Raw genomic sequence first — 12664 nt, 5'->3', positions numbered from 1 at the left:
TAGGCGACGAGGCGCTTGTCGCCGGGCTGGTCCTCGCGGAGGAGGACGGCGGCCTGGGTGACGTGGCCGTGGGCGGCGAGGACGGCTTCGATCTCGCCGAGTTCGATGCGGTAGCCGCGGAGCTTGACCTGGCCGTCGCCGCGGCCGACGAACTCGAGGAGTCCGTCGTGGTTCCAGCGCAGGACGTCGCCGGTGCGGTACATGCGGGAGCCGGGCGGGCCGTACGGGTTGGCGACGAAGCGCTCCGAGGTGAGGCCGGCGCGGTGCCAGTAGCCGCGGGCGAGGCCGGTGCCGGCGATGTACGCCTCGCCGGGGACGCCGGCGGGGACGGGCCGCAGGGCGCTGTCGAGGACGTACACCTGGGTGCTCCAGAACGGGCGGCCGACGGGGACCGGGCCGGTCGGGGAGGGGGCGCCGGCGGGGATGAGGTACTGGACGCTGTTGACGGTCGCCTCGGTGGCTCCGTACACGTTCAGGACGTCGGCCTGGGGGCGGCGGGCCCGCCAGCGGTCGATGACCTCGCCGAGGAGGAGTTCGCCGCCGAGCATGACGAGACCGCTCGGGGAGACGTCGGCGGGCAGGGCTTCGAGGAGGGCGAGGACGCTGGGGGTGCCCTTGAGGAAGGTGGGGGTGGCGCCTTCGGCGGTGGTCTCGTCGAGTTCGGCGACGCGGACGAGGCCGCCGGAGACGAGGGTCGTGTAGAGGGCGGTGACGGTGAGGTCGAAGGAGATCGGCGAGTGGAGCAGGGAGGTGCCGGTCATCGCCGGGTAGGCGTCGCGGCCCCACTGCAGATAGGCGCCGAGGGAGCGGTGTTCGATGACGACGCCCTTGGGGCGGCCGGTCGAGCCCGAGGTGTAGATGACGTAGGCGGGGTGGGCGGGCCGCAGGGGGCTGTGGCGGTCGGCGTCGCTCGGCTCGTCCCCGGCAAGGGCCGTCAGCGCGTCGGCGAGGTCCGGGGCGTCGAGGAGGAGGCGCGGGGTGCCGGTGTCGGGGAGGGCTCCGGCGAGGTCGCGGGTGGTGACGAGGAGGGCGGGCCGGGTGTCGTCGAGCATGAACTCGATGCGTTCGGCAGGGTAGTCGGGGTCGACGGGCAGGTAGGCGGCGCCGGCCTTGAGGACGGCGAGGAGCGCGACGACCATCTCGGTGGTGCGGGGCAGTGCGATGGCGACGAACCGCTCGGGGGCCGCGCCGCGGGCGATGAGGAGGTGCGCGAGGCGGCTGGAGCGGGCGTCGAGTTCGGCGTAGTCGAGGGTGCCGTCGGTGCCGGTGACGGCGGGGGCGTGGGGGGTGCGGGCGGTCTGCTCGCGGAGGAGGTCGAGGACGGTGGTGTCCTCGGGGACGTCGCGCGCGGTGTCGTTCCAGCGCAGCAGGGCGTCGTGGCGCTCGTCGTCGCCGAGGAGGGCGAGCCGGCCGACGGGCTGGCCGGGGGCGGCGACGAGGCCGCGCAGGACGCGGACGAAACGGTCGAGGACCCGCTGCGCGGTGGCGGCGTCGAAGACGTCGGGCCGGTAGTTGAGGCGGAAGCGCATCGTGTCGCGGGCGGAGGCGATGAGCAGCAGCGGGTAGTGGGTGGCCTCGCGACTCTTGCCGGGTACGAGGCTGATGGCGGCGCCGATGCCGGTGCCGGCGGTGCCGGTGCGGCTGACCGGGTAGTTCTGGAACACCATGGAGGTGTCGAAGAGTTCGCCGTGGCCGACGGCACGCTGGACCTCGGCGAGGCCGAGGTGCTGGTGCGGGGTGAGGCGGGCCTGTTCGTCCTGGACGCGGCTGACGAGCGCGGCGAGGGGCTCGGCGGGGTGGAGGCGGACGCGGGTCGGCAGGGTGTTGATGAAGAGGCCGACCATGCGCTCGACGCCGTCGATCTCCGGGGGGCGGCCGTTGACGGTGGTGCCGAAGACGATGTCGTCGCGGCCGGTGTGGGTGCTGAGGGCGATGGCCCAGGCGGCCTGGACGACGCTGTTGAGGGTGAGGCCGCGGCCGCGGGCGATCTCGCCGAGGGCGGTGGTGGCGTCGCTGTCGAGGACGGTCTGCACCTCGGCGCCGGCGACGGCGGCCCGGCCGGCGTCGGGGGCCACGTGGGTGGGTTCGGCGAGGTCCGCGTAGGCCTCGCGCCAGGCGGCGCGGGCGGCGTCCTTGTCCTGGCGCTCCAGCCAGGCGAGGTAGTCGCGGTAGGGGCGGGCCGGGGGCAGGGAGCCGGTGTCGGCGCCGGTGTCGTACAGCGCGAAGAGTTCACCCATGAGGACGGGCAGGGACCAGCCGTCCATGAGGAGGTGGTGGTTGGTCAGGACGAGGCGGTGCCGGTCCGGCCCGGTCTTGAGCAGGGTGAAGCGGAGCAGCGGGGGCCGGGTGACGTCGAAGCGGGCGGTGCGGTCGGCGGTGACGGCGGCGTCGGCCGCGGCGGCGCGCTCGTCCTCGGGGAGGCCGGTGAGGTCGGTCTCGGTCCAGGGCAGCGGTACGTCGCGCATGACGAGCTGGGCCCAGTCGCCGTTCTTGCGCTGCCGGAACGCGACGCGCAGGTTGGCGTGGCGGGCGAGCAGTGCCTGTGCGGCGGTCCGGAGAGCGGCCGTGTCGAGGGCGCCGTCGATGTCGAAGGAGATCTGGACGACGTAGGGGTCGAGGCCCTCCTCGTCGTAGACGCTGTGGAAGAGCAGGCCCTCCTGGAGCGGGGCCAGCGACAGGATGTCCTCGATCTTCCGCGGGGTGCGACTCACTTCTGGGCCTCTTCCTCGTCTTCGGGAGCGTGTACGTCGTCGAGTGCGGCGAACGCTTCGCCGCCGGTGGGGACGTCGCCGAACAGGTCGTCGAACTCGTCCTCGAAGTCGTCGATCTCGTCCTGGGTGAGGGAGGAGAGGGAGAGGTCGGAGGGCGTGAGGCCGCCGGCGAGGGGGTCACGTGCGTGGGTGACGAGGGCTTCGAGTGCCTGGAACCAGAGGTCGGCGAGGGCGCGGACGTCGGTCTCGTCGAGGATGCCTTCGGCCCAGGTCCAGAAGGCGACCAGGCGGGAGCCGCCGGGGCCGTCCTCGGTGCGGGCGTTGAGTTCGAGGGGGTGGGCCAGGGGCAGCCGGTCGGGGTCGCCGGGGACGGCGTCGATGCCGCTGAGGGGGGTGAAGTCGGCGACGGGGCCGCTGCCTCCGGTGGCGAAGCGCCCGAGGTAGTTGAAGGCGACCTGGGGTTCGGGCAGCCCGGTGAATCCGGCGGCCGTGTCGGGGTTGAGGCGGCGGACCAGTCCGTAGCCCATGCCCTTGTCGGGGACGCCCCTGAGCTGTTCCTTGACCGTCTTGAGGGCGGTGCCGGCGGCGGGGCCGCCGTCGAAGGCCTCGGCGAGGTCGGCGGGTCCGGTGTCCAGGCGTACGGGGTAGAGGTTGGTGAACCAGCCGACGGTACGGGACAGGTCGGCGCCGTCCACCAGGTGCTCCTCGCGGCCGTGGCCCTCCAGGTCGAGGAGGAGTCCGCCGCCGCCGCGCCAGCGCGTCCAGGCGAGGGTGAAGGCGGTGAGCAGGACGTCGTTGACCTCGGCGTGGAACGCGGCGGGGACCTTGGTGAGGACGGCCTCGGTGAGGTCCGCGGGGAGGGTCGTCTCGACGCGTCCCGAGGTGGCGTACGTGTCCCGGGACGGGTCGAGGGCCCGTCGGCCGAGGCGCGGGTCGGGGGTGCGCAGGACGGTCTGCCACCAGGCGGCGTCGGCCGCCCAGGCGGGTTTGGCGGCCTCTTCGGTGAGGCGCTGTGCCCAGCGTCGCAGGGAGGTGCCGACGGCCTGGAGTTCGGGGGTGCGCCCGGCGGCGGCGGCCTCGTGGGCCTCGGCGAGGTCGGGGACGAGGATCCGCCAGGAGACTCCGTCGACGACGAGGTGGTGGATGACGAGGAGGAGCAGTCCGGGGGTGTCGGGCCCGCGGTCGAAGCGGACGGCCTGGACGACGCGTCCCGCGGCGAGGTCGAGCCGGTCGCGGGCGGCTTCGCCCTCGGTACGGAGGAGCGTGGTGAGTGCGTCCCCTTCGTGGCCGGTGGCGTCGACGTGGCGGATGACGTCGGCGGCGTCGACGGTGCCGGGTTCCGGTATCTCCATGCGGCGGTCGGGGCCCGGGGTGAGGCGGGAGCGGAGGGCGTCGTGGTGGTCGAGGAGGGCCTGGACGGCGCGGTTCAGGTGGTCGGGGTCGAGGCCGGCGGGGGCCTGGAGGACGGCGGACATGTGGAAGGCGTCGAGGTCGTCGGCGCGGTCGAGGAGCCAGTGGTTGATGGGCGTGTGCGGGACCTCGCCGAGGGCGGCTCCGGGTTCTTCGGCGGCGACGCCGGTGGACTCGGTGACGACGGGGGCGAGGGCGGCGACGGTGCGGTGCTCGAAGATGTCGCGGACGGTCAGTGCGAGTCCGGCCCGGCGGGCCTTGCTGACCAGCTGGATCGACATGATGCTGTCGCCGCCGAGGTCGAAGAACCCGTCGTCGATGCCGACGTCGGCGACGCCGAGGACGTCGGCGAAGAGGGCGCAGAGCGTCTTCTCACGGTCGGTACGGGGCCCCTCAAAACCGGTGTCGCCGGTGGCTCCCGTGGGAGTGCCGGGGGCGGGGAGCGCGGCCCGGTCGAGCTTGCCGTTCGCGGTCAGGGGGAGTTCGGGCAGGACGACGACGGCGGACGGCACCATGTAGTGGGGCAGGTGTCCGGCGATGTGACTGCGCAGGGTGCGTCCCAGGTCGGCGTCGGCCTGGGGCTGCCGGGGCCCTTCGGGTACGACGTAGGCGACGAGGCGTACGGTCCCGGGGGTGTCCTCGCGGGTGAGGACGGCGGCGGTCTCGACGGCGGGGTGCTCGGAGAGGACGGCCTCGACCTCGCCGGGTTCGACGCGGAAGCCGCCGATCTTGGTCTGGTGGTCGGAGCGGCCGAGGAACTCCAGCTCTCCGGCGCTGTTCCAGCGGACGACGTCGCCGGTGCGGTACATCCGGGAGCCGGCCGGGCCGAAGGGTGAGGCGACGAACCGTTCCGCCGTGCGGTCGGGCCGGCCCTGGTAGCCGCGGGCCATCTGGCCGCCGCCGATGTAGAGCTCGCCGCGGACGCCGGGGGCGACGGGGCGGAGCCGTTCGTCGAGGACGTGGGCGGTGGCGTTCCAGAGGGGTTCGCCGATGGGGGCCGAACCGGGCCACTCGTCGATGTCCTCGGGCAGGGTCGAGGAGGTGATGGCGGCGACCTCGGCGGGGCCGTAGATGTTGTGGGCCATGCGGCGCCAGCCGGTGGAGCAGAAGGCCCGCAGGTCGCCGCTGAGCCGGAACTGTTCGCCGCCCTGGAAGAGGTCGGTGAGCGAGTCGAGGCGTTCGCCGGTGTCGGCCGCGGCGGCGAGGACGGCGTCGATGACGAGGGTGGGCGCGAAGAGTTCGTTGATGCCGTAGCGGGCGATCCACGAGGCCAGTTCGTAGGCGTCGAGCCGGGTCTGCTCCTCGGGCAGGACGAGGGTCTTGCCGACGACGAGCGCCTGGAGGATCTCCTGGACGGCGAAGTCGAAGGAGACCGCGCAGAACTGGGCGGTGCGGGTGCCGACGCCGCCGCAGTAGGTGCCGGTGTGCCAGGCGAGCAGGTTCATCAGGGAGCCCATCGGCATCACGACCCCCTTGGGGGTGCCGGTGGAGCCCGAGGTGTAGACGACGTACGCGGGGTGGCGCGGGTCCAGGGGGCGGACCCGGTCGGCGTCCGTCAGGTCGGTCTCCGGGGCGTCGGCGAGGAGCCGGCCGGTGTCCTCGGCGTCGAGGACGAGGGTCCGGGCGGAGTGGGTCCCGCCCAGGAGGGCGTGGTGCGCGGTGTCGGTGAGGACGACGGCGGGGCGGCAGTCGTCGAGGACGGCGCGCAGCCGCTGTTCGGGCGCCTTGACGTCGAGGGTCAGGTAGGCGGCGCCGGTCTTGAGGGCGGCGAGCAGGCTGACGATCATGTCGGCGGAGCGGGGCAGGGCGATCACGACGATGTCCTCGGCGCCGACGCCCCGGGCGGCGAGCTGGTGGGCCAGCCGGTTGGCGCGGGCATTGAGCTCCCCGTAGGACAGGGTGACGGCCTCGGAGATGACGGCCGTGGCGTGCGGGACGTCGGCGGCCTGCCCTTCGACGAGTTCGGGGACGAAGCGCGGGGAGGTGGCGTGCGCGGTCCGGTTGCGGGCCTCCAGGGTGGCGAGCTCGCCGTCGGTCATGACGTCGAGCCGGCCGAGGGGGCGGTGCGGGTCGTCGGCGACGGCGCCGAGGACGCGGAGGAGCCGCTCGGCGAAGGCGGTGGCCGTGCCCCGGTCGAACAGGTCGGTGCTGAACTCGACGGCGCCGTGCAGGCCGGTGGGGGTGCCGTCGGGGCCGTACGTCTCGTCGAGGAAGAACGCCAGGTCGAACTTGGCGCGCCCGGTCTCGGGCGCCCGCACGTCGACGGTGAGGCCGGGGAGCCGCAGGACGTCCAGGGCCTCCTGGTTGTTGTCGAGGCCGAGCAGCACCTGGAAGAGGGGGTGCCGGGCGAGCGAGCGGGCGGGGCTGAGGATTTCGACGAGCCGCTCGAAGGGCAGGTCCTGGTGGGCGTAGGCGCCGAGGTTGGTCTCCCGTACGCGGGAGAGGAGGTCGGTGAAGTCGGGGTCGCCGGAGGTGTCGGTGCGCAGCACGAGGGTGTTGACGAAGAAGCCCACGAGGTCTTCGACGGCGGTGTCGGTCCTGCCGGCGACGGGGGTGCCGATCGGGATGTCCGTGCCGGCGCCGAGCCGGTTCAGGAGGGTGGCGAGAGCGGCTTGGATCACCATGAAGAGGCTGGTGCGGGTGGTGCGGGCGAGGTCGGCGAGAGCCGCGTGCAGGCTCGCGGGCACCTCGAAGGCGACCCGGCCGCCCCGGTGCGACTGGCTCGGCGGGCGGGGCCGGTCGGTGGGCAGCTCCAGTTCCTCCGGGAGCCCGGCGAGCGTCGTGCTCCAGTAGGCGAGCTGCCGGGAGATCTCGCTCTCCGGGTCGTCCTCGGAGCCGAGGATCTCGCGCTGCCAGAGCGTGTAGTCGGCGTACTGCACGGGCAGCGCCTCCCACACGGGCGCCTCGCCCCGGGCCCGGGCCGCGTAGGCGCGGGAGATGTCGCGGGCAAGGGGACCCATCGACCAGCCGTCGCCGGCGATGTGGTGCACGACGAGCGTCAGTGTCCGCTCGCCCGTCGGAGTGCCGAACAGCCAAGCCTTGAGCGGGAGTTCGGCCCGTAGGTCGAAGGCGTACGAGGCGGCGGTCCGGATCCGGGCGTCCAGCTCCTCGACGGCGACCTCCTCCTCCGTGAGCTGCGGCCGGGCGTGCTCGGCGGGCAGCACCACCTGACGGGCGCCGGAGCCGTCCTCGGCGAACAGGGTCCGCAGGCTCTCGTGTCGTACGACGACGTCGGTCAGCGCCTGCCGCAGCGCGGCCCGGTCGAGATAGCCGGTCAGCCGCAGGGTGACGGGGATGTTGTACGTGGCGCTCGGGCCCTCCAGGTTGTGGAGGAACCACAGACGCTGCTGGGCGTACGAGAGGGGAAGCCGCGACGGACGCTCGACGGGCACGAGCGGGCGACGCGCCCCGGCGGCGCGGGCGAAGGCCTCGGCGAGTCCGGCGACGCTCGGGTTCTCGAAGAAGGTACGGATCGAGATCTCGGCGCCGAGGACGGAGCGGACCCGGCTGAGCAGCCGGACGGCCGACAGGGAGTGGCCGCCCCGGTCGAAGAAGTCGTCGTCGATGCCGACGTCGGCGACACCGAGGACCTCGACGAACAGGGTGCGGAGGATCTGCTCCAGGGGGCTGCGCGGCCCCCGGGAACGGGCGGCGTGGAGGGTACCGTTCAGCGCGCTCGCGGCGTCGGCGGTGGCCGGCCCGGCGTCCGTCTCCGGGGCGAGCCGGAGGGCGCCGCCGTGGGTCCAGCGGGCGGTACGGCCGGTACGGAAGAGCCAGGAGGCGCCGGGGAGGGGGCTGGGGGTGATGCGCTCGGGGAGGGCCGCGTCCGTGGGGGTGGAGGCGGGGGTGGGGCTGGAGGCGGGGGTGGGGCCGTCGCCCGCCACGTACAGGTCGCCGGAGACGCCCGGCGGGACCGGGCGCAGTCGGTCGTCGAGGATCCATGCCCGGGTCGCCGTCGCACCGGCGGGCAGCGCCGCCTCGGGCAGGACCTCGGCCAGGGCCTCGGCCACCTGGGTGCGGTCCGTGGCGCTCCACTCCCCCAGCACGGCGGCGCGCTCGGCCGCGTCGAGCAGGGGGACGGCGGAGAGCGGCCGGGCCGGGTCGGCGGCGACCTCGGTGAGCAGCCGCAGCAGCCGGTCCGCCGTCGAGCGGGCCGACGGCTCGTCGAAGAGCCCGGTGCTGTACTCCAGGTCGGCGACGATGCCGGCCGGGCGGCCCGCCTCGTCGAAGCTCTCCGTGAGCTCGAAGTTGAGGTCGAACTTGGTGTCCTCGATGGGCAGCCGCTCCAGGCTCGCGTCGAGCCTCGGCAGCCGGGCGACCTCGGCGACGGTGGCCCGCGGGTCGGCGTTGTGGAGGGTCAGGCCGACCTGGAAGAGGGGGTGGCGGGTGAGGGAACGCTCGGGGTTGAGCGCCTCGACGAGCCGCTCGAACGGCAGGTCCTGGTGGGCGTAGGCCGCGAGGTCCGCCTCACGGACCCGGGCGACGAGCTGGGTGAAGTCGGGGTCGCCGGAGGTGTCCGTCCGCAGGACCAGCGTGTTGGCGAAGAAGCCGACCAGCTCCTCGACGGCGGTGTCGGTACGGCCGGCGATCGGCGTACCGATCGGGATGTCCGTACCGGCGCCGAGCCGGGTGAGGAGACCGGCGAGCGCGGCCTGGAGCACCATGAAGAGACTGGAGCGCGTACGGCCGCTGAGCGCGTACAGCTCCTGATGGAGCGAGGCGGGGATCCGGAACGTCACCTGTCCGCCCTGGCTGGACAGTTCGGCGGTCCGAGGCCGGTCGACGGGCAGGGCCAGCTCGTCGGGGAGCCCGGTGAGGGCGCTCTTCCAGTAGGCGAGCTGCCGGGAGATCTCGCTGTCCGGGTCGTCCTCGGAGCCGAGGATCTCGCGCTGCCAGAGGCTGTAGTCCGCGTACTGGACGGGCAGCGGCTCCCAGTTCGGGGCCTCGCCCGTGGTGACCCGCGCGGTGTAGGCGGCGGCGAGGTCACGGGCCAGGGGGCGCATGGACCAGCCGTCGCCCGCGATGTGGTGCAGGAGGATCAGCAGGACGTGCTCGTCCTCGGAGAGGGCGAACAGCGTGGCACGGAGCGGGAGTTCCGAGGCGAGGTCGAAGAGGTGCCGGGCGGCGGTGAGGAGTTCGCCCTTGAGACGGCCCTCGTCGACGTCCCGCACCTCGAAGCGGACAGGGGCCTCGCGCGCCGGGACGACGTGCTGCGCGAAGCCCTCGTCGTCCTCGGCGAAGACGGTCCGCAGGCTCTCGTGCCGGGCGACCACGTCGGAGAGCGCGAGCCGCAGGGCCTCCCGGTCGAGCGGACCGCTGAGCCGCAGGGCCCCCGGGGCGTTGTAGGCGGTGCTGTCGCCGTCGAGGAGCTGAAGGAAGCGGAGCCGCTGCTGGGCGTACGAGAGGGGTACGCGGACAGGCCGGGGGTCGACGGGGGTCAGGGCGGCCCTGGTCGCGCCGTGGGCGTGGTCGAGGGCGGTGGTCAGGCCGGCGACGGTGGGGGTGTCGAAGAGCTGCCGGACCCCCATCTCGACACCGAGGACGGTACGGATGCGGCTGACGAGCTTGGTGGCAAGGAGGGAGTGCCCACCGAGCTGGAAGAAGTCGTCATCGATCGACACCGGACCGTCCATGAGCCCAAGGATCTCGGCGAACAGACCGGCCAGGATCTCCTCACGCGGAGAACGGGGGGCGCGGCCGGCGGACTCGGTGCCGTAATCCGGCGCGGGCAGCGCCCTGCGGTCGAGCTTGCCGTTCGACGTCAACGGCAGTTCATCTAGCTCCACGAACGCGGAAGGCACCATGTAATCCGGCAGACGACCCGCGACAAACTCCCGCAGCCCCTCCGCCGAACCCACCACATAGCCGACCAGACGCTGATCCCCCGCCCGGTCCTCCCGCACCACCACAGCGGCACGGGACACATTCACGTGCGCGGAAACAACAGCCTGGATCTCACCCAGCTCGATACGGAAACCCCGCACCTTCACCTGGTCATCGACCCGGCCGACATACACCAGCTGCCCATCGGCATTCCAGCGCGCCACATCACCCGTGCGATACATCCGGGAACCCGCCGGACCAAACGGATCAGCAACGAAACGCTCACCCGTCAAATCGGGACGCTCCCAATACCCGCGAGCCAGCACCACACCCGCGACATACAGCTCACCCGAAACACCCGGCGCCACCGGCCGCAGACGCGCATCGAGGACATAGGCGCGCGTGTTCCAGAACGGACGACCGATCGGAACCGGACCCGAACCCACCACCGCACCAGGCTCGATCCAGAAATCCGTGCAGTTCACCGTCGCCTCGGTCGGACCATAAGCGTTCACCACCCGGGCATCGGGATGCGCCTCCCGCCACGAAGCCAGGGCCTCGCCGACCAGCGCCTCACCACCCGTCACCAACGTCCCCGACGGAGACACCACAGACGGCAGAACCTCCAGCAGACCCAGATGCGACGGCGTCACCTTCATGAACGACGGCCGGCCAACCACACCCGCGTTCTCGTCCAGATCCGCGAGAACCACACAGCCGCCCGACACCAGCGGCGTGTAAAGAGCTGTCACCGTCAGATCGAACGCCACCGACGAATGCAGCAACGACGAACCTCCCGCATCGCCATACACCGCACGAGCACGCTCCAGATACGCACCCGCCGAACGATGCTCAACCACCACACCCTTCGGCCGCCCCGTCGACCCCGACGTGAAAATCACATACACCGGATGCGACAACGACAACGGAACCAACCGGTCCCCATCCGAAACCGGACCATCAGCGAACCCATCCGCCTCCGAAAGGACCGACACATCATCGATCACCATCACCGGACGCGCATCACCAAGAATCTGCGCCACACGATCCGCCGGATACTCCACATCCACCGGCACATACGCACCCCCCGCCTTCACCACACCCAGCAACGCCACCACCAACTCAACCGAACGCGGCAGCATCACCCCCACAAACGACTCAGCACCCACCCCCCGCCCGATCAGCCAACGCGCCACCCGATTCGACCAACGGTCCAACTCGCGATACGTCAGCGACCGGCCGTCACACGACACCGCCACCGCATCCGGAGTCCGCGCCACCTGCTCCCCGAACAACACCGGCAACGACACACCCCGAACATCCCGAACCTCACCGTTCCACCCCACCAACACCCGCTCCCGCTCCTCCGGAGCCAGTACGTCCACGTCCCCCACCCGTTCGGTCGGGTCGGCGGCGATGCGCTCCAGGACGCGCACCAGGCGGTCCTGGTGGGCCTCGATCTCGCGGGCGTCGTACAGGGCGGGGTCGGCGTCGAACTCGACGCGGATGCCGCCGCGCGAGGTGGCGGTGCCGTAGAAGTTGATCTTGAGGTCGTTCACGGGACCCGTGGAGAGCGGGTGCACATGGGCCGGGCTGTCGCCGAAGGCGAGTTCGCCGGCGAAGGCCATCACGTTCACGGTCGGGCCGAGGCGGGCCTGGCGGCCGCCGGACAGGCCCAGTTCCCGTACGAGGTCCTCGCCGCGGAAACGCTGGTGGCGGATGACGTCGGCGAGCGAGCGGGAGACCTCGGCCGTCAGCTCCGCGACCGTGCGGTCCGGGTCCGGCTGGACGCGGATGGGCAGCACGTTGACGAGGGCGCTGGGCGTGGTCAGGCCGGTGCGGCCGGTGCGGCCCGCCAGGGGCAGTGCGAACGTGACGTCGGTACGGCCGGTCATGCGGTGGTAGAAGGTGGCGGCGGCCGTGATGGCCAGGGCCGGCCACGGGACGCCGAGCCGCTCCGCGAGCGCGGTGAGCCGCTCGGCCAGGTCCTGCGGCAGCGCACGGATCCGGCGCAGGCTGCTGTGGGTACTGCCCGCGGCGCGGTCCGCGAGCGAGAGTGGTTCCGGGACGTCCCGGAAGACGTCCCGCCAGTGGGCGCGGTCGCGTTCCCGGCGCCGCGAGCCCGCGTAGGCGCTCTCGTCGGCGACCAGCCGGTCGAGGGAGACGAACGGCGAGGGAGCCGGGGGCTCGTCGGCCAGGAAGGCGCGGTAGAGGGCCGCGACCCTGGCCGTGTAGACGGTGTGCCCGAAGCCGTCCAGGACCGCGTGGTGGTAGCGGTGCACGTAGAAGGAGCGCTCGTCGGAGAGGAGCAGCAGGGTCTGCGCGCTGAGCGGGCCCCGGGAGAGGTCGAAGGGCCGGGCCATCTCCCGTGCCGTCCAGCGGTGCGCCTCGGCCTCCGGGTCCGCCGCCTCACGCAGGTCGACCACGCTCAGCGGCCGGTCCTCGGCCGAGGTGACCATCTGCCAGAGCCCCGGCTCGCCGTCGTGCGTGTCGGAGGCGTCCCGGCCGGTGTCCTCGGCGAAGTACGACCGCAGGGCCTCGGTCTCCTCGACGCCCTGGCGCACCGCTCGGGCGAGGACGTCGACGTCCACGGGGCCGTCGATCTCGTAGTAGCCGCCGCAGTTGTAGAGGGGGCTGTCCGGCTGCAGTTGCTGGGCGACCCAGATGCCCAGCTGGGCGGCGGTGGTGGGTCGACGGAGCGTACGGGCGTCGTCGGACAT

2 protein-coding genes (1 of these 2 only partly in view) are annotated in these 12664 nt (G+C 72.7%); both read right to left on the bottom strand.

Annotated elements, in window-relative coordinates; all coding sequences use genetic code 11:
• Positions 1–2711, bottom strand: the 5' portion of a protein-coding gene (locus ACIRB7_RS22200; RefSeq protein WP_403601286.1) for a non-ribosomal peptide synthase/polyketide synthase. Its footprint begins 17938 nt before the window's first position; the window shows 2711 of its 20649 coding nt (coding positions 1–2711); the start codon lies at positions 2709–2711; the stop codon falls past the left edge of the window.
• Positions 2708–12664, bottom strand: a complete 9957-nt coding sequence (locus ACIRB7_RS22195) for an amino acid adenylation domain-containing protein (protein WP_403601284.1) — start codon at positions 12662–12664, stop codon at positions 2708–2710. Before ACIRB7_RS22195 ends, ACIRB7_RS22200 begins: the two co-directional genes overlap by 4 nt.

Source organism: Streptomyces sp. NPDC093795 (genome assembly GCF_044764665.1).
GTDB lineage: Bacteria > Actinomycetota > Actinomycetes > Streptomycetales > Streptomycetaceae > Streptomyces.
This window is presented reverse-complemented; position numbering and strand designations above follow the sequence as displayed.

What these genes read in the sequence shown, in the direction of transcription:
- ACIRB7_RS22195 (WP_403601284.1), bottom strand. Translation starts at nt 12,664, where the DNA reads ATGTCCGACGACGCCCGTACGCTCCGTCGACCCACCACCGCCGCCCAG.